This window comes from Spongorhabdus nitratireducens (assembly GCA_947387575.1).
Classification (GTDB): domain Bacteria; phylum Pseudomonadota; class Gammaproteobacteria; order Pseudomonadales; family Endozoicomonadaceae; genus CANDOC01.
This window is the reverse complement of record CANDOC010000006.1, coordinates 259440-277667: the sequence shown is the minus strand read 5'-3', so window position 1 is coordinate 277667 and position 18228 is coordinate 259440. Positions and strand designations below refer to the sequence as shown.

Genomic DNA, 18228 nt, shown 5'->3' with positions numbered 1-18228 from the left:
ACGATCAGCCTGTACGAGAGGTTTTACGCTTGCGTTTAAATTTCCGGGCTGCATTTGCAATAACCGGCATATTGACCGGAGATACCTGACTAACAAGCCCACCAAGCTCCTGCACCAGTGGCACCATAAAGTCATCATAACGACTTTCATTACGTGCCACTGAGTCCAGTTGGGATTCCCAGCGGGCCGTACGGTCCGGCTGGCTGACCGACTCCGGTACACTGCCGATCAGGCTTCTGCCGGTTTCTGAAGCATGGATGCTGCGCCCTTCCCTTTTGAGATATTGACGTTTGAACAACAGTTCAATAATTCCCGCTCTAGTAGCTTCTGTTCCCAAGCCATCGGTTTCACGCAAAATCTTCCGAACCTCAGGTTCCTTCACAAACCGGGCAATACCGGTCATGGCAGAAAGCAGTGATGCATCGGTAAACGGCAGTGGCGGATGGGTTTCCTTTTCCAGTAACTCACCACCTTCACACAGGTGAATATCACCTTTTTTGGCTAATGGCAGTGGCGGTTTACTGTCTTCCCGTTCCTTGTTATCGCGGTTATAAAGCGTCTTCCAACCCGGTTTTTCAACTGCACGACGACTGGCAACAAATAATCCGGTATCGATCCTTATCTCAATCCGTCGTTCCTGACTGATGCAGGCTGGATAGAACTGGGCAATATATTGTCTGGCAATCAGGCTGTAGATATTTTTCTCATCATGTACCAGTCTTGACGGGGATCGCTGGGTTGGAATGATCGCATGGTGGGCTTCAACCTTTTTATCATTCCATGCCCGGCTTTTCAGCGAAAGATCAGCGCCTGCCAGCCAGGGTTGTGCTTCATCAAGCCCGGAGGAAATGGCATTGGTAACACCAGCAACCTGCCCCAGGTGTTCTTCCGGAAGATAACGGCAATCAGAACGGGGATAGGTGATCAGCTTCTTTTCATACAGGCTCTGGCAAACATCCAGTACCTTGCGGGCATTCATACCATAGCGCTTGGCCGCATCAATCTGCAGTGAAGACAATGAGTAAGGCAGTGGTGGCTGTTCTTTAATAGCTTTCTGCTCGGCTTTCTCTACCGTGCCATCCTTGCCAGTTACACGGCGAATAACGGTTTCAGCCAGTTGTTTGTTCAGCACCCGTCCTTCTTCATCCATCCAGGGCTGACAGGCTTCACTGGGTTTCCAGCGGGCCTGATAAGTTTCATTGGCCGCTGTTTTCAGATTGGCCAGCACTTCATAGTAAGGATGAGGTTTGAAGTTTTCGATCTCGATATCACGTCGTACCACCAATCCCAATACCGGTGTCTGCACCCGGCCAACGGATAACAGACCGTTATAACCCTTCTTCTGCGCTGAAACCGTCAGCGCCCGGGTCATATTAATACCATAAAGCCAGTCTGCCCGGCTGCGGGCCAGAGCTGAACGGGACAAGGCTGCATAACTGCGATTATCTTTCAGTCCGGCAATGGCTTTGCGTACCGCAGGTGGATTCAGGTCATTAATCAGACAGCGCTGCACCGGCACTGACTTTTTCAATTTCAGATAAGCCAGTACTTCATCCACCAGCAACTGTCCTTCCCTGTCAGGGTCACCAGCGTGGATAACTTCGGTGGCATTCTTGAGCAACTTGCGAATAACAGTCAGCTGTTTCTGCACACCTTTTCGGGGTTTGAGTTGCCATTGCTCCGGAACTATTGGCAGGTGTTCCAGCCGCCAGGGTTTCCAGGCGGCGTCATAGGCATCCGGTTCCACCTGTTCCAGCAGGTGACCAATACACCAGGTCACACAGCCTTCGGAACCAAAATCAATATAACCATCATTTTTTCTGCCATTTCCCGGCAGTACCTCGGCAATGGCACGCCCGAGGCTGGGCTTTTCCGCAATAAACAGTCTCATTTATAACCGCCATGTCATTATGAGACTGATTATAACAGTGGTACCCGTCTGTACAGAATCAGGCTCTGGGTTTTCAAGCTGGATGGTGTTGCAGATATCGCTGCATATCACTTTTGAGGTGATCTGACTGCGGGCCAAAAATTGCCTGCACACAGTCACCGACCTGCAACACTCCACTTGCGCCCATAGTTTTCAGCGCTTCCTTATCGACTTTCTCAGCGTCATAAACACCGATACGTAACCGAGTAATACAGGCATCCAGGTTCTGGATATTATCCCGGCCACCAAAAGCCGCAATCAGGGTCTGGGCGCGCTCATCAGCATGCATGACGCCATCATCTACAACGGTTTCAGCTTCACGGCCCGGTGTTTTCAGATCAAAGTGCAGAATCGATACTCTGAATATCACATAGTAAACCACCGCATAGATCATCCCCAACCAGATGATCCATAACCCTCGGGTTGACTGACCAAACAGCACCAGATAATCAATCAGACCATGGGAAAATGTCATGCCATGGCGAACCCCCAGTTCAATACAAATGAAATAGGCAAATCCGGCCAGCAGTGCATGGATGAAATACAATCCCGGAGCAACAAACAAAAAAGCAAATTCGATCGGCTCGGTAATACCTGTCACAAAAGAAGTCAGCGCTGCAGACAGCATAATACCCATGGTACGGGTACGGTTTTCCGGCAGGGAACAGTGCCACATGGCAATCGCTGCCGCCGGCAGACCGAACATTTTGAACAGATAACCACCTGCCATATTGCCCGCACTGGGATCACCTGCCACATAACGGGCAATCTCACCGGTGAAAAAATCACCTTCTGCGTCAATAAACTCTCCGACTTCAAAAAAGAACGGCACATTCCAGATATGGTGCAGGCCAAACGGAATCAGCCCCCGCTCAACAAAGCCATAAATACTGAAAGCCAGTGCCGGGTTTTCACTGGAGGCCCACAGCGAAAAGTCTGCAATACCCTGCCCGATTGGCGGCCACACAACAGAAAGCACCAGGCCACAGATAATCGCCGCCAGCGCGGTCACAATGGGCACAAACCGCTTTCCGGCAAAGAAACCAAGCCAGGGAGGCAGCTTGATATCATAAAAACGATTGAACATGGCGCTGGCAATAATGCCGATCACTATGCCGCCAAACACCCCGGTGTCAACCGAGTCCAGCCCCATGACCTTGACCGTCGCATCACCTTGCAGTGCAGCACAGACACCCATTGTCGCCAGCATCACCATATAACCGACGACAGCGGCCATCGTTGCAACACCGTCATTATCGGTAAAGCCGACGGTGACCCCGATAGCAAAAATAAGCGGCAGGGCATAAAAGACAGCACCACCCGCCTGAGCAATCACATCATTAAAGGCATCGGGCAGAATCGCAAAATTTGCCGACCCGACACCCAGTAACAGCCCTGCTACCGGAAGCACCGATACCGGTAGCATCAACGATTTCCCGATTTTTTGCAGAACACCAAAACTTGCTTTTAACGCGCTCATGACAGGCTCGATCAATAACGATTAGTTTCGGAAGGAAGGGAGTCAGGCAGGTGCAATGGCTGCCTTGTTTGAAGAGGGTTTCAGCTTTAACCGGCACACTCCCTGTCAGTGATTTGGAGAGTGCCGGTAGCCCGGAACGGGCAGTGGTTTGAGTATTAGCTTAAATGGCGGGATCTACCAGTTTTGAATCATTTCAGATGGCATTACAACCATATCAGAGAATATGCTCCAAACCATAAACCAGTTCTGCATTGGCAGTAATATGCTCACAGGCCATCAGTACGCCCGGCATATAGCTGGTGCGCTCGATGGAGTCATGACGAATGGTCATATACTGGCCCTTGTCACCCAAAATGACTTCCTGAGATGCAACAAAGCCGGGCATTCTGACCGCATGCAGTTTGATACCAGCAAAATCACCACCACGAGAACCTTCAACGTTAGCGACCTGATCATTGGTACCTACATTGAACTTCTCACGCTCTTCCGCCATCAGTTCTGCCGTTTTAACCGCGGTTCCTGAAGGGAAGTCCACCTTGTTTTCATGGTGGTATTCGATAATTTCAGCATACTCGTAATAACGCGCCGCCTGCTTGGCGAACTGCTGCATCAATACATTACCGACAATAAAATTCGGGGCAATAAAGCAGCCATTGCCGGTTTCTTTTACCCAGCCACGAATGGTTTCCAGATCTTCCGGAGTAAAGCCGGTGGTACCGACAACCGCAGCCGCACCGGAAAACAGAATGGTTTTCACCGTATCCATGCGAATTTCCGGGCGGGTAAAGTCTACGACAACATCCGCGCTACCTTGCTGAATAACGGCACCCAGGTCATCCCCGAGATCGACCTGACCGGCCAACTGCAGTTTGCTGTGATGTTCAACAAAATCAACAACTGTCTGTCCCATTTTGCCTCTGGCACCGTTGACCACCACTTTTAATACCGACATCGGTTTCTCCGCAGAATACTGTTGTTGCTTTTGATTGTTCTGGCATTAACTTTAATGCAAGCTGCACACTCTAATGCACCGGCCAATACAGTCAAGCTATCGGGTCTGACTGATATAAGGATTGCCCCAGCCCATAATACTGGCAATACGCTGGTTACGCTCCCGCTCCCAGTCGGTTACCGGATACATTTTATTCCAACTCTCCATCAGCCGGCGCTGCTGTTTACCCAGTGAAAACTCAGAATAGTGGTCATCCATATAGAGGTAGGTGCGGGCGATTTTGCCTCGCTGAGCCTCTGGTGGTTCGGCCCGGCGTTGCTTGAAATCTACCTTGAAGTCACACTGGCCATACATATCCGAGATATAGTCCAGCACTCCGAAACGGAAGTTGGATCGGTCACCATTAATCTCGCCAATGGAAGGCACCAGATTATGCAAATCGGCTTCCATCCGGCGGAAAACATCACTCTTTTTCTTGCAGTTCTTGCGCCCGCCGTTTTGCCAACATTGCAGCTGATGGCCAAAGTCCCAGGCCGGAACCACATGTTCCCACTCAATTCTGTTGGCCCGTTTAACCTGTTTTCTGATTTCGTAGCCGCAGGATTTCAGATCTGCAGGTATCAGCTTTTTACCTTTGGTATTGTAATCACAGCCGCAGTAGAAGGTTTTGGTATGTGTCGCATAAACCTGAGCGGCGATTCTTTTGGCTTTTGAGAAAGATGATGGTGGGCCGGGAATATCAGCCGTTTTTGCTATTGCAGCAGTAGCACTGCTTGCTACAAAAACTATCAATATACGCCTTAGCAAAGTCATACCCACAAAAAGCTGCTCCCTGAAAAAAAACGATCATGTCCTGACACAATACCGCTGTTATGGAATTGCGAATTTTATGTCGTGCAGTTTATAACATTGGGGCGATGGAGATAATTGATCTTTGGAATTATGCAGCCCCTGTAATCGAGTCCGAATACAACAGCTGTAGTACGTGGGAATGGGGAGTTGAGTACATCTACGAAACATCAGATGAACTCTATCAGCACATTGGTATTCCTGTATCTAAAGAGAATACCTATTTGGTTGTTACCGCGAACAAGTGCCAAAAAAGTGCGGTGGGGCACCGCATCCTTAGCCTGAGTTAAAGTATAAACCTCATAAATTGTGGCCGCTCTTAAACCATTTCTCCGAGAGCAACCACAATTTGAACGATCTCAGTTGAGGTCAAATTTTGTCTTTTTAAAAGGCCGCACCAAATGAACCATTCGATCCAGCCACTTACCGTAATACGGACTCTCGGCAGAAACCCCAAAAACATGTGAGCATCCGGTAATACTCCAGAGATTTTCACCAGGTGTAGAACCACCTAACTGACAACCGGCAAATAACAGTACTGGTTCATCATTCTGCTGATGTGGAAAAAATTCATTGACTCTAGGCTGATCGATATTTTGGGACACTGCCTGCTGTTCGATGGCAGCCTTTGTCGTATGTCCGAGATAGATAAACTCTCCGCCCGGAGGAAAGCCAAAAATATCACCGGTTTTACCCAGCTCCATAATCAGGGCAATAATCTGCTGACGGCACTGGATCTGTGCTGTTGCTGATGAAGATAACGGACGTAGCTTGGAGCTATGCTTTATTTCTGTTGTTAGCTCGTTAAAAGCATATTCCCCGATAGTTTCTTCATTAAGGGCTGAGGCAATAATGCGCTTGCTTTGATCGTCTAAGTAGTACGATCTGATAATCCCGACGCCATAGTCCAGATCAAACAACTCATCGCCCTGGCCGCCCAGAATCCCCTGGGAATCTCTGGGAATCTCGACACCGGCACACAACCGCATCGACATCTGAATAAATTTGGAGGTGTCGAACGAGAGTCGGGTCTGATCCTGCAGCTGCCAGCCGCCCCAGGCAAAGTCCTTGCCCAGTAATGGCCAGAGCAACTGGATAAACATGGCCTGATTTTGCTTGTCCGCTGTCTTGGAGAGTGGCAACCGAACAGCAACTTCCGGCAACGTTTTACCAGCCGAGTCATAAAGTTCAATATCAGCAAACTGTGCCGGATACAAATCAAAGGAATGTCTGGCCCGCTCTGCCGGAGCCACTTTTTTCAGTAACCCCTGATAGCCTGATGGATTCTGTATCAGCAAGGTGCCCGCCTGAAAGTAGCTATCAAAGTTCAGCGCTTCACAACGACCTGAAAGCCCCTGTTGTAACAGCGCGGGAGACTTGGCCAGTTGTTCACATTGCTCTGCGGATACTGATGCCGCATGACGGCAGTGAACCCAGCCCTGAGCCTCCTGCATCGCTCCCATTAATAACAGCCACTGTCGGTCACGGGTTGCCGCCACAATATAAGCGGGCTGCCCGGCAAACCAGTAATCTTCAATATTCTTGTTATCGGATGCCACATTACTGGTTTGATCCAGCTGTTTGCTCATCAGGTCTGCACAGGGGAAGCGGTGAACATTACAGGCATCGACAATGACAACCCGCCGACCGGGGTCGAACTGGTCGCTGAAGAAGTCCCAGTTTACCTGCTGCCGCCACTCATTGATCTGCTTTTGCAGCAGCGGCAGGCCGTTAGCCAGAATATAGTGTTTATCCTGCAGCGGCTCGTCATAGCTGGCCGGGCACTCATACTCCAGATATTGCTCAAACCGGCTTCGAACCGCCTGCAGCCGCTCGGATACATAGATATTATTCCAGGGGGCTACCAGACGCCGGGACTGCAGATCACCCGCAACAGAGGTAACAGGTTGCTCCTTCCGCCCTTCCATTCCCAGCAGCGCTTCAACCACAACGTGTTGCTGCAGCAATGCCATGGGGGCAATAGCCGTATTGGGAGAAGCCGAAGCCTGAAAGCCGGAAAACAGCAGCACAACAAGCAGTATTTTAAGAGTCGGCAGGAAACAGTACTTCACCTGAGCCTCTTGGTTTTTAATACCTGAAAAGCTTTAGCATAGACACCCTAAATGAAACATCAGTAACAATTTTGAATCATAAGGACGCCGGTTATTATGTTTTTTCAGTAATTACCCACCCGGCATTGAAGTGGAAATTCAGCGTCCAGAATGCCTGACATATTTCCAGAATATTCAACATGTTACGAGGTTAAAAGCGGACTACACTAGCCAGCATAAATAACCAACTACAAATCTGATGTCATGAATGACCAGTCACTATATCCTGCAAGCACGGCGGAGTTTCCGGATGATTGCCCACCAAACCATCCACCAGCCTTTTTTCTGTCATTACTGAAAACATGACCATAAGCATGCCATAGATCCCTTCATATGCTCTTTACTTCAGGGTGACGTATGACGCGCAAAACCTGCGTGCTGGCTATGTTCTCTATCTTGTTACTGTTCCCGCTTCGGGCTGCAGCAATTGATTACTATTTTTGGGTAACGCTGCCATGGACAGGCGTTAAAGCCGGCGCCAGCTGTGTCGCATATGCTTTCACTTGTTGCTGTAGAAAAAAATGCTGTGATGATTATGACGATTTAAGCAATGATGGAGAGGTCGTAAAGTTACTTCTCGAGAACGGTTTGACCCGGGACCAATCTGAACAGCTTGGGTCAGATGATGCTGCTGTTATCAACGCTGTATCCGGGCTGGTTGAAGAAATGCGCGATCATATTCCACCCGAAAAAAGACAGCATCACACTTTACTACGCGCAGTATTGCCCAAGGTTGCCGCCGTCGGTGGCGGTATCAACAAGCTGGCTGCCGCCTCGGCTGGTTACATCATCCTCCATGACCAGCATGGGTGGGGTGAAGCCCCTGCCCAATTGGTAAGCTGGACGCTGGCTATTGGCTCCTGGGTCAGCAGCAATATGGTTGCGGCTTATGCGATTCGTAACCTCAAGCAGGAAGGGTATCAAAGCTGGTTATGTATCTGTGGTATCAGTTATGCAGCCCTTGCGGCCTTGATTGACGGTACTATGACGGTTGAAGCATTTGTACAGCTACTTCCCGCGTCTGTGGCGTGGTTGGGTTATGGCCTGGGAGGCGTGGCAGGACTCACAATGGCTGGATGCCTGACGGCTGTACTTCTCGTATCCCTGCACAAACTGTCTTACAGATTAAGAGGTCAAAACCCCGAAACCAGAGATATTCTGGAACGCACAGTAGAACTTGGCCCTGTTATCGTCGAAAGAGTTCTTGCTACTGAGTATGCATGGGATGATCAGAGCGAGGAAGCAGTAGCTTCCAGACATGATATCTTTGACAACCTAGTTTCAGTTGAGAATCAGACAATCGCACAAGCTGCTGCACGCTGGTTTTGTGTTAAATCCACCCAATATCGAATACTTAACACACTGGATATGCTCCCTGAAGAGGGTTCCTATCATGAACCCCTGTTGATGCACCTCTATAAGGAAGATAAGAAAAGCCAAAAATCTACCGCAGCTGTAGTGGGAAATATCGGTTTGTTATTATGCTGCGCATCTGGATCTGCTGCCTATATCATGACTGATTCCAGCACCGTCTCCTGGTTTGTTTTAAGAGTCAGCCATAATGCCGATTACAACTGTCTGAGCGCAGGTAATACTGCAGGCTATGTTATTCTTCAGGCAGGAACCTGGCTGGCAATGACCTCAAAGGGACTTACCGCAGCCCAGCATGGCGCTGACACCGTCGGTTCCACTCTGCAGTTTGGCTGGGACAGAGTCACCTGTCAGAAACACCAACCTGTTAGTTGTAAAACTGTTGGCGCTCATATACTTGGCGTTTCTGCAGCAACCCTCTATTTAGGCAATACGCTGGTCATACTGATATACAGAATGACCAGTGATAACTGCTTTGAGTTTAATCATCTGCAAGTCATTTCTATAAGCACGCTGGCAGGTATCAGCGGCTTCCTTTTTAATGCTTCTCATGGTCCCAGCCTGGTAGCTGTGTTCGATCCCATTGTTAACGCCTGCAAAAAAAAGTGCAAAAAGCGCAGGAAGCACAAGGCAATTCTTGATGTGGAAGCCGCTGATTCCTGCGATTCAATAGATGAGGTTTCTATCACTGATCTTGATGTTATTCGGGATGAAACAGAAGCACTTGTTGTCAAACCCAACACTCAAAGCCCTTTCAAAGCACCCAACACTTGAATTTCATGACACTGGGTTACTCTGCCGGATCTTTTTCTTCAGAGCCAGGCAAGTTGATACCAAAAGGCAGCCCCCGCTGTAGCACAATCTGGGAAAAATAAAGATTGATCGCCTGAGAGGTGGTCAGCCCCAGCTGATGCAAAATCTCTTCCGCTTCCGTTTTCAGTTCGATATCAATACGGGCCCGGACTGTTGTCTCTTTTGCCATGGTAATGCCTTTATCCTTATCTGACTGCTTTTGCAGGTGTCTGACATGCATGACTGTGCAAGATAGCAGCAGCAAGGTAAAGGGCAAAATATTTGAACCCTGACTGCAGAGTCGTTATCGTGCGTTAAGCTCAATAAAAATAATAACAACCATGAAGCTTGTAGATATTCGAACAGTGATCAGCGCCAGCCCTGCGGCACTGCTGGAAGAACTGCTGAATCACGAGCATTTATCCCGTTTTTTCAATGCCCGCTTTCGCCTCCTAGAACCTGCTGAGCCCAGCGAGCCTGAAGGAGGCAAAGGTGCTTTACGGCAGGTATCAACCCGGGGCAACAAGTTCAGGGAGCGTATCGTCTCAGCCAGCCATCAGGGCATTGTTTACTGTATTGAAGGTCCCGGGCCACTTGTCGGGCACCAGGGTCATATTCAGTTCACCCCTCGCCCTGAAGGTACAGAGATTCATTACTGTATCAACGGTGAATCAGCCAACTGGATTCCAACCCGAATCGTTGGCTGGGTGATCAGCAAAGATATCAAGGCCGCCATGAAAAATCTGCGGAGGTATTACCATGCCGATTGAACTGATTCAGCTGGCCTTTGCTCCGGTTTTCTTTTTAGGCATTGCACTGGAGTATTTTCACCAGCGTAAACGCTACGCGATTCGTGACAGTCTGAATAATGCATTTCTGGCTGCCAGTTACCAGGGTGTTGAAGCACTTTCCCTGTTGTTACTGATGCCGTTGTTCTACTGGCTTTACCAGTTCCGGCTGTTTGATATTGCCCTGAACTGGCAAACCTTGCTGGGCGCCTTTCTGCTACAGGATTTCCTGTATTACTGGTTCCACCGCTGTTCGCACCGGGTGCACTGGTTATGGGCAGCTCATGTAGTACACCACAGTTCTGATTTGATGAATTTCAGTACTGCTTTCAGACAAAGCCTGATGTATCCGGTCGCCGGAATGTGGTTATTCTGGACACCGATGATTCTGGTCGGGTTTGATCCGAAAATTGTAATTGCTATTGTTGCCACCAACCTGGCTTTCCAGTTTTTTGTGCATACCGAATATACCCGGCGAATTCCGGTGATTGATCTTATCTTTAATGTACCCTCCCACCACCGGGTTCACCATGCTACTAACCCGCAGTACATTGATAAAAACTTTGCCGGTGTTTTGATTATCTGGGACCGGCTATTCGGCACTTTTGAACCTGAGCAACAGAATGAGCCTTGCCGTTATGGCATCGTCGGTAAAATGGAAAGGAAAAACCTGTTCAATATGATCTTTCACCAGTGGCGCTTTATGTTTCGTAAATACCATGAGGCAAAGGGGATAAGAGCTAAAGCATGGATTCTGTTTGGCCCTCCCTCACACGAAAAAGCATAAGAATCTATAAAAAATATGGATCAGGCATGTTCTACGATCTGGCCGAACATGCCCCGCATACCCATTGTATTGATGCTCCATAGTGAACAATTTTTATTATTTATTATCCAAAATACCGCTTGTTTATCCTAAAAAAACAAAAAAAGCGTTGTTGCCAAATAATTTCAACCAATGATTTCTATTCATACCTTTGTCTACATTACAGCCTATTTAGTGAACTCACGCTGCCATTGAATGTCTGAAAACAAAATAGATTTTTTAAATAAGCAATATCTAGCAATATCAACATGTTAGATATCATACCAAAGCATTAGAACAAGGATGATTTTAATGATCAGGCGTATATGTATTCTGTTAGTATTTTTCCTTGCCGTTGTTGCAGAAGCACATCCGGGAAAAGGCTCTATATTGCTGCTGACAACTCAACAGCATGCACCTGCTTACCAAAAAGAACTGTTTGCAGTTATTGTTTTTGATCAGCGTACCGGTGTATGGAGAATCCCCGGTGGTTCCATCAGGCCATCTGACAGTAATATGCATGTAAACGCTGCTTCAAGAGAAGTTTCAGAAGAGCTGCATCAGTCCTTCAACATATACGATCTGACTAACCTGAATAGAAGTTACACCTACAACAACAAGACCGTTTATGTGGTGGGCGACAATACCTGTAAAGGGTTGTTTTTTCTGGCAGAGGGTAAACTCCCAAGGAAGGAGTATGCATTCCCTGAAAAGTTCTCAGCAGACAAACTTCTGGAACAGATACAAACAGCTCAGGCTATGATTCCTAACACGACAGCCTGTTGCCATGAAGTCACCGATGTAAAGCTGGTAAGACTGGGGTTATTACGCGCCTGGCTTGCACATAATAATCTGACAAATACCACAAGGTTTCCTGTAGGCCAACCTGTCCAAGTCACAGACCCTCAGGATCCCACCAGTGTATATCTCTTTGACTATGACTTTCTTGAAACCCTGTACTATGGACATATGATTGAAAGCCCTACCTGCCCGGCAGGTGCCATGTTTAATATTATGGATGATCCCAGAACAAGAACTCATTGTGACCTTGCCCTTGCTCCTTATTTTCCACATATGGAAGAGTGCTTCCTGGAGCATGCTGCAGAGGATTTCTCGGGTAGCAGTCTTGCCAGAGCATCAGCAATAGCAACAACTAAAGGAGGCGGTGCGTGTGCCAAATCTTTATCAGTATACACACAGCCATCAAAAGCCACAGTTTCGCCGACAAAAACATTCAATGTACTTGAAACAGCACCGGTTGAAATCAGGGCAGGAAGAAGACCAGATCATACCTATATCATCACATCAGGCACAAAAAACCTTCTCAAAGCTGTTGATGAACATGATCTGGCTCCCTATTTCACTTTAAAAAGAGGTGACACCAAGAAAACAGCAGAACCTCAAACTGTTGGATTTATCGATTATGGTCTTGTATCAGCTGCTGACCTGCAAGTATTGCAAATACCGAACGCTCCCAATATTCAGGAAATGCTGGGCAATATTCAATCATGCCGCCTGATGGTTCACATGCAGTCATTACCGACGAATATCAACTTCTCACAGCTGAGACTTCATCCCGGCACCTGGATTGGGTCAGACAACTGCCGTATAGAAACTGCGATAGCTGGTGTTTTTCAGCCATTCAACATTCAGCTAAAACAAGATAAATCAGCTGATCATCACCTGTCTGACTCATTTATATACAGAGTGGATGGTCTGGAAACCATGCCCTGTGTTCTAAAAGATGATGGCTCTCACCAACCTTTTGACTTTGCCATGACAGGCATGATGCCAGGGGAGCGCGTTGAAGTATTGTCAATCATCAGAACAGCATCAGGGTCAGCCCAAAGAGGATATGACACTGTTGTCACGGTACACCGTCTCTACCCTGAAAATATGTTTAAAGCGGGAGTCGACGGATTTTGTCAGAATGCTGCTACCATGCCCTGCCAACTTGCAGCACTTGCCTGGCTGGGTGGGTCTTCACCAGAGCGCATACTCTGCAGCCACAACTACAACCTGTCCCCTACCACCGGGGATGATCATGAAATCTTTAATTTCGGACTACTGGACAGGGGAGTTCTTACAGTGCCTCTGTCAGTAATCCCTCAAATTTTCACAAGCTCAGGTATCCTTGATCCGCATGCAATGACACCTGATACTCAAATCAGCCAGCTTTTGGGTTTTCTTACTCATCCATCACGTGGGCAGCAAATTGTTGTAAAAGTGAAGAATGGTGATTTTGATGATGACCTGGATCAAGAAAGTGAAGATGATACAAGTGATGATGAAGCCAGACAGTTACGAAGACACTTACGTCCTCTGAAAAAGTACCGACAGGCTGGCATATTTACAAATAAATTTGACCTTGCCCCTATACTGCTGGCTATGCAGCAAACTGGGCTGATTACACTGCCAAGAGATATAGATAGCAGACTTTGTGCCTATACACAAAAACTCCTTAAGAAACCAGCGCAAGATCCAAGGGATGTCTATATATGGCTTGAAAATTATCTGATTTTCCTTTCTACCATGGATCACGACGCTATGGGAGATGGCGGTATGGGATTATTTGATGAGTTCAAGCCCTATGAAGAGGCACTGCCTGACGAAATCCTCCGTCTTCGAACCAAAGTTACTAATTCGGTAAGGGATAACTTAATTTCATTTGAACAGTCTCAAGTACTGGATGAAATAGAGGATCCTGCCGAGTTCAATACCCGTTATGACGAACTGGAAGCCTTGCACAAAGATTACCTTTGCTGGAAGTTTGATCGGATGATTGCTGAGGCCAAAAAACGAAGGATATACAATAGGGCAGGTCACTTACAGCGAGGTCTTGAAACAATAAACCCTGCAGTGGCATTTACTTTATTTGCTGATTATATCGAGTATTCTACTGATGCTCACCAGGATCAGGACGATATGTGTGACGTTGTAATTAACAAAGCATATGGCATCGTGAAAGACAAGGCTGGAAATCTCCTGACACCAGAACAGCTCTCTAAGCTAACGCGATATATTGAGCTTGAGCAAAAAGAAGCCGTAATTGAAATGATACGTGAGTTTTTAGGCCCGAACTGGGTACAACGCATAGGTATCTAACGCACTTCGGGTATAAAAAGTATTATGGGCGGTAGTTGAGCTAAACATCGTCCATAGTACTTCCCTCTCTTTGTTTCCTTCTCCATTTTAGCTATCAGATATCAACATACCTGTAGCTTTTTACGATCCAGCTTCCTGAATGACACCGCTGTTGATTATGTCGTTTTTGTCTCTTGTATGGTTATACTTCTCCAAATTTTTGAATTCGAAGAAGTAAACTTTCATGTCTGTCTCATCCTGGCTTTCCCTGCTGGCCGTTTGTCTCCTTGGCGCAGTTTCTCCCGGCCCCAGTCTGGCCGCTGTTATGAAAAGCACCATTCAGGGATCAAGACTGCATGGTATGGTAACTGCAGTATCCCACGCCGCGGGGATTGGTCTGTATGCCTTTCTGGTAGCAGCCGGTATTGCCGTTGTTATTACTGAGACACCTTGGCTGTTTAAAATCATGACCTGGGGCGGTGCGGCTTATCTGGCCTGGCTTGGCTACAAGTCTTTAACATCCAGCTCTTCTCCTGTAACAGGTGATCAGAACAACGCTCAACACTTATCACTGCCCCAGGCAGCATTGGACGGTTTCCTGATTTCTTTTTTGAACCCCAAGATCGCGGTGTTCTTTCTGGCGCTGTTCAGCCAGTTTGTAACGCGAGAGTCCACTCTGAATACTCAGCTCTTAATGGCACTGCTGGCAACGCTGTGCGATGGCCTGTGGTACTTGCTGATTGCGGCTGTTGCCGGACATGGCAGCATCTTGCCGGTTCTGAGACGCAAGGCCCTGCTGATTAACCGCATTTGCGGTGTGCTGCTGCTTGCCGTTGCCCTCAGGATTCTGATGTTTTAATCCTGTAGGCATTCATAACAAGCCGTTCCGGAACAGTTTTGTACTTGTCCGGAACGGACTGCGTGATAATTTGCTGACAAGAGTTTAACGCTTTTTGAAATAAAACCGTTCTCAAGTAAAACGCTATACTCCCTACTCTCTTTCCCTGTTGGTAATAACCAAGAACTGCTCCATGCCAACGTCATCATGGATATCCCTGCTTGCGGTTTGTTTTGTTGGAGCCATGTCCCCGGGGCCGAGTCTGGCAGCGGTTATGAAAAATACCGTGCAGGGCTCCCGACGACATGGCATGGTGACAGCGGTTGCCCATGCTGCCGGGATAGGCCTTTATGCTTTTCTGGTTGTGACCGGTATTGCAGTTGTTATTACCGAAACACGCTGGTTATTCACGGTCATAACCTGGTGTGGTGCTGCCTATTTGCTTTGGCTGGGGTACCAGACAATAACGGCAGCACCTTCATCGGAAGCAGTGAATGGTGAGACTTTACGACAACTGTCGCTGCAACAGGCCGCGCTGGATGGTTTTCTGATTTCATTTTTAAATCCCAAGATTGCCGTGTTCCTGCTGGCCCTCTTCAGCCAGATTGTGCCCCCCGAGTCCACTACTCTGGTAACACGGATTTTAATAGCTCTGATCCCGACAATCTGCGGCGTAATGTGGTATGTCCTGATTGTGGCTATTGCCGGGCATGGCAGCATTTTACCGGCACTGAAACGTCACGAGCGGCTGATTAACCGAATCTTCGGGGTAGTGTTGCTTGCTGTCGCACTCAGAATACTGACGCTCTGATTGAATTAAGAATATGACAGTCACACTGAAACAACTGCTGAATGCCCGGGTAGAAGTCAATCAATTGAATCTGCGCTGGCTGGCCGGCTCAAATATACAGGTGGATATGCTGCGGCTGGATCAGCTCCATCCGCAAATCAGTGGCAATAAATGGTACAAGCTTAAAGGTCATCTGCAGCAGGCAGAGCGCCTCGGACTTTCAACCCTGCTCAGCTTTGGCGGCGCCTGGTCGAACCATATTCATGCCCTAGCTGCTGCCGGAAAACATCTGGGTTTTAAAACGATCGGTGTGATTCGTGGCGAAAGACCGGAAAAGTTATCAGCCACACTGCAGGATGCTGAAGCCTGGGGGATGCGATTACATTTTGTTAGCCGAGCTGATTACCGGCACAAACATACTCCAGAATTTCAACAGCGATTACTGCAACAGTTACGACTGCCATCAGATCAGGTACTGATCGCTCCGGAAGGAGGATCGGGTGATCTGGGCATTAGTGGTTGTGAGGATATTCTGGCTGCCGGCAATATCGATGCCCGTGACTATCAAGAAATCTGGCTGGCCTGTGGTACGGGAGCAACATTATCCGGTATAGCCCGCTCAGCCTCCCCTGACACACAGGTTCGAGGTGTTGCAGTACTCAAGGGTGCAGATTTTCTGCGCGATGATATCAGGCACTATTCTGGTGGCTCGTTGAATAACTGGGTACTTGAAACTGACTATCACTGTGGCGGGTATGGCAAGGTCTCCCCGGAGCTGCTGCAAACTATTGATGAATTTGAACAGGACACGGGAATCCCCCTTGATCAGGTTTATACCGGAAAAATGGTCAATGCTCTGAAACAGAAACAGGCCATGCTGACGGCAAACAATATTCAGCGCATTCTACTTGTTCATACCGGAGGCTTGCAGGGAAGAAGGGGAATACAACACTGATTCATCTTTATTAGCTGCCTGAATCTGACCTGAATATAAATAGCCCTGCCATAAACAGGGCTAGTTTCTATCCATAGATATTTATTTCTTTTCAACGCGGGATCAACGCCGGACAGCCGGAATAACTTCACCACTGCGGGCATCAATCAAAACCTGCAGTCGCCGACCTTCGCTGATTATGTCCATCACATAAATCTGCACACCCATCTTGATCTTCATTTTAGCCTCTATAACCATGCCGGGCTTGACCTTGTTGGCGGCATCAATCGCTTCTGACATATTCAGGGTGGTTTTGAAAAAGTCCTGCGACTGCAGTCTTTTCATCCACTTCTCTGCCGGTTCCCGTTCATGGGAAAGTACCTTGCCACTGTTGGCATCGATCTTGAGTTCATGCTCATTTTCCAGTTTGTTATCCAGCAACTTGAACTCATAAACCAGATTGCCATCTTCATCATCGGCTTCAAATTTGATGATTCGCCCCGGCTGTTCCACTTTTGCCTTGTTGATTGCCTCCTTGATGCCCAGCGATGCCTGTTTCATGGCAACCCAGACCAGAGTATCTTCCGCTGAATCATGGGCGTAGGTCCGGCTCACCAGAAGCAGTGCAATAAGCACCAGCCCTAGCATGAGCCTTGCTGCATTCAGGCTCGTCATTTTACCCTCCTCAAATGATTCAATATTAAAAAGCATAAGCACATAAAAATAAGTTATTCCTGAGCATATTGCATGGGTATTGCGCTGCCCCTATGCTGTGCCCATTGCAGGCCTATAAACACGAAAGTACAACAAGCATGACCCTCAACCTGAATTTGAATGAACTTAATATAGAACTTGCCGGGCAACATCCCCGTGAAATTATTCGCTGGGCACTGTCTCTGGATCAGAAAACCCTTGTGACCACCAATTTTGGTCCTCATGAAGCTGCAATACTTAAACTTTGCACTGAAGTCCGACCCGATATTCCGGTAGTCTGGATCGATTCCGGCTACGGCACTGCCGCAACCTACAAATTTGCTGAAAAGCTGATCAAACAGCTGGACCTGAATATCCGGGTCTACCACCCCGAATACAGCCGCGCCTATCGTGACGCCACCATGGGTGGTGTACCTGAGGTGGATACTCCAGAACACGACGAGTTTACCCGTCAGGTCAAACTGGAACCGTTCCAGCGCGCAATGGAAGCCGAACAACCGGCGATCTGGTTGACCGCTATTCGCAAGGACCAGACCGCTTTCCGTCAGAATCTGGATATCCTGACTGAAACCAGCGACAACGTATTGCGTGTTGCTCCGCTGTTCCACTGGACTGAACTGGATCTGGAAGAGTTTCTGGTAGAGAACGATCTGCCAATCGAAGAAGATTACTACGATCCAACCAAGGTGCTGGGAAACCGCGAGTGCGGGCTACATACATCCCGTTAACGACTTGCTTCCCTTAAAAGGGTTGGCCTGATTAATGGTGAAAGTGCCGCATAGATCTGTTT

At 48.0% G+C, this 18228-nt stretch carries 15 protein-coding genes; 8 read left to right on the top strand and 7 right to left on the bottom strand.

The features are described from left to right. Positions 1 to 4: 4 nt before the first annotated feature. The 5 genes from ACYZZ0_RS13130 to ACYZZ0_RS13110 form a co-directional block, all read right to left on the bottom strand. On the bottom strand, positions 5 to 1891 hold the full coding sequence (locus ACYZZ0_RS13130; RefSeq protein WP_461537091.1) for a DNA topoisomerase III: 1887 nt from the start codon (positions 1889 to 1891) through the stop codon (positions 5 to 7). A 73-nt stretch (positions 1892 to 1964) separates the two neighbouring features. Then, positions 1965 to 3410 (bottom strand): PTS glucose transporter subunit IIBC, encoded by a 1446-nt coding sequence (ptsG, locus tag ACYZZ0_RS13125; protein ID WP_461537090.1) that lies wholly within the window; start codon positions 3408 to 3410, stop codon positions 1965 to 1967. A 214-nt stretch (positions 3411 to 3624) separates the two neighbouring features. Then, positions 3625 to 4362: a 4-hydroxy-tetrahydrodipicolinate reductase gene (dapB, locus tag ACYZZ0_RS13120; protein WP_461537089.1), complete on the bottom strand. Its 738-nt coding sequence runs from the start codon at positions 4360 to 4362 to the stop codon at positions 3625 to 3627. Positions 4363 to 4458: 96 nt separating this feature from the next. Continuing rightward, positions 4459 to 5154, bottom strand: coding sequence for an endonuclease (locus tag ACYZZ0_RS13115; RefSeq protein ID WP_461537088.1), 696 nt, complete (start codon positions 5152 to 5154; stop codon positions 4459 to 4461). A gap of 416 nt (positions 5155 to 5570) precedes the next feature. Further along, a complete protein-coding gene (locus ACYZZ0_RS13110) occupies positions 5571 to 7283 on the bottom strand; it encodes a hypothetical protein (protein ID WP_461537087.1) in 1713 nt (570 codons plus the stop codon). 396 nt (positions 7284 to 7679) lie between these two features. On the opposite strand from ACYZZ0_RS13110, the gene ACYZZ0_RS13105 reads away from it, so the two are divergent. Beyond that, positions 7680 to 9467 carry a hypothetical protein gene (locus ACYZZ0_RS13105; protein WP_461537086.1) on the top strand — a complete coding sequence of 596 codons (1788 nt, stop codon included), beginning with the start codon at positions 7680 to 7682 and terminating at the stop codon, positions 9465 to 9467. A 16-nt stretch (positions 9468 to 9483) separates the two neighbouring features. On the opposite strand, the gene ACYZZ0_RS13100 is transcribed toward ACYZZ0_RS13105, so the two are convergent. Further along, positions 9484 to 9726 (bottom strand): type II toxin-antitoxin system RelB/DinJ family antitoxin, encoded by a 243-nt coding sequence (locus ACYZZ0_RS13100; protein WP_461537085.1) that lies wholly within the window; start codon positions 9724 to 9726, stop codon positions 9484 to 9486. A 100-nt stretch (positions 9727 to 9826) separates the two neighbouring features. Here ACYZZ0_RS13100 and ACYZZ0_RS13095 point away from each other — a divergent pair, with 100 nt between their 5' ends. The 6 genes from ACYZZ0_RS13095 (at position 9827) to ACYZZ0_RS13070 (ending at position 16745) form a co-directional block, all read left to right on the top strand. Beyond that, positions 9827 to 10255, top strand: coding sequence for an SRPBCC family protein (locus ACYZZ0_RS13095; protein WP_461537084.1), 429 nt, complete (start codon positions 9827 to 9829; stop codon positions 10253 to 10255). Continuing rightward, positions 10245 to 11060: a sterol desaturase family protein gene (locus tag ACYZZ0_RS13090; RefSeq protein WP_461537083.1), complete on the top strand. Its 816-nt coding sequence runs from the start codon at positions 10245 to 10247 to the stop codon at positions 11058 to 11060. Before ACYZZ0_RS13095 ends, ACYZZ0_RS13090 begins: the two co-directional genes overlap by 11 nt. 330 nt (positions 11061 to 11390) lie before the next feature. Further along, positions 11391 to 14183 (top strand): hypothetical protein, encoded by a 2793-nt coding sequence (locus ACYZZ0_RS13085; protein ID WP_461537082.1) that lies wholly within the window; start codon positions 11391 to 11393, stop codon positions 14181 to 14183. A gap of 223 nt (positions 14184 to 14406) precedes the next feature. After that, positions 14407 to 15021 carry a LysE family translocator gene (locus ACYZZ0_RS13080; RefSeq protein WP_461537081.1) on the top strand — a complete coding sequence of 205 codons (615 nt, stop codon included), beginning with the start codon at positions 14407 to 14409 and terminating at the stop codon, positions 15019 to 15021. Positions 15022 to 15193: 172 nt separating this feature from the next. Continuing rightward, positions 15194 to 15811: a LysE family translocator gene (locus tag ACYZZ0_RS13075; protein ID WP_461537080.1), complete on the top strand. Its 618-nt coding sequence runs from the start codon at positions 15194 to 15196 to the stop codon at positions 15809 to 15811. Between the two features lie 13 nt (positions 15812 to 15824). After that, a complete protein-coding gene (locus tag ACYZZ0_RS13070) occupies positions 15825 to 16745 on the top strand; it encodes a 1-aminocyclopropane-1-carboxylate deaminase/D-cysteine desulfhydrase (RefSeq protein ID WP_461537079.1) in 921 nt (306 codons plus the stop codon). Positions 16746 to 16847: 102 nt separating this feature from the next. On the opposite strand, the gene ACYZZ0_RS13065 is transcribed toward ACYZZ0_RS13070, so the two are convergent. Then, on the bottom strand, positions 16848 to 17399 hold the full coding sequence (locus ACYZZ0_RS13065) for a PepSY domain-containing protein (protein ID WP_461537078.1): 552 nt from the start codon (positions 17397 to 17399) through the stop codon (positions 16848 to 16850). 137 nt (positions 17400 to 17536) lie between these two features. On the opposite strand from ACYZZ0_RS13065, the gene ACYZZ0_RS13060 reads away from it, so the two are divergent. Further along, positions 17537 to 18166, top strand: a complete 630-nt coding sequence (locus ACYZZ0_RS13060; RefSeq protein ID WP_461537077.1) for a phosphoadenosine phosphosulfate reductase domain-containing protein — start codon at positions 17537 to 17539, stop codon at positions 18164 to 18166. Positions 18167 to 18228: the final 62 nt, after the last annotated feature.

Excerpts from the sequence above, each read along its gene's own strand:
- ACYZZ0_RS13095 (WP_461537084.1), top strand. The coding sequence starts at position 9,827 with ATGAAGCTTGTAGATATTCGAACAGTGATCAGCGCCAGCCCTGCGGCA.
- dapB (WP_461537089.1), bottom strand. The coding sequence starts at position 4,362 with ATGTCGGTATTAAAAGTGGTGGTCAACGGTGCCAGAGGCAAAATGGGA.
- ACYZZ0_RS13060 (WP_461537077.1), top strand. The coding sequence starts at position 17,537 with ATGACCCTCAACCTGAATTTGAATGAACTTAATATAGAACTTGCCGGG.
- ptsG (WP_461537090.1), bottom strand. The coding sequence starts at position 3,410 with ATGAGCGCGTTAAAAGCAAGTTTTGGTGTTCTGCAAAAAATCGGGAAA.
- ACYZZ0_RS13105 (WP_461537086.1), top strand. The coding sequence starts at position 7,680 with ATGACGCGCAAAACCTGCGTGCTGGCTATGTTCTCTATCTTGTTACTG.
- ACYZZ0_RS13130 (WP_461537091.1), bottom strand. The coding sequence starts at position 1,891 with ATGAGACTGTTTATTGCGGAAAAGCCCAGCCTCGGGCGTGCCATTGCC.
- ACYZZ0_RS13070 (WP_461537079.1), top strand. The coding sequence starts at position 15,825 with ATGACAGTCACACTGAAACAACTGCTGAATGCCCGGGTAGAAGTCAAT.
- ACYZZ0_RS13100 (WP_461537085.1), bottom strand. The coding sequence starts at position 9,726 with ATGCATGTCAGACACCTGCAAAAGCAGTCAGATAAGGATAAAGGCATT.
- ACYZZ0_RS13065 (WP_461537078.1), bottom strand. The coding sequence starts at position 17,399 with ATGACGAGCCTGAATGCAGCAAGGCTCATGCTAGGGCTGGTGCTTATT.
- ACYZZ0_RS13075 (WP_461537080.1), top strand. The coding sequence starts at position 15,194 with ATGCCAACGTCATCATGGATATCCCTGCTTGCGGTTTGTTTTGTTGGA.
- ACYZZ0_RS13085 (WP_461537082.1), top strand. The coding sequence starts at position 11,391 with ATGATCAGGCGTATATGTATTCTGTTAGTATTTTTCCTTGCCGTTGTT.
- ACYZZ0_RS13080 (WP_461537081.1), top strand. The coding sequence starts at position 14,407 with ATGTCTGTCTCATCCTGGCTTTCCCTGCTGGCCGTTTGTCTCCTTGGC.
- ACYZZ0_RS13090 (WP_461537083.1), top strand. The coding sequence starts at position 10,245 with ATGCCGATTGAACTGATTCAGCTGGCCTTTGCTCCGGTTTTCTTTTTA.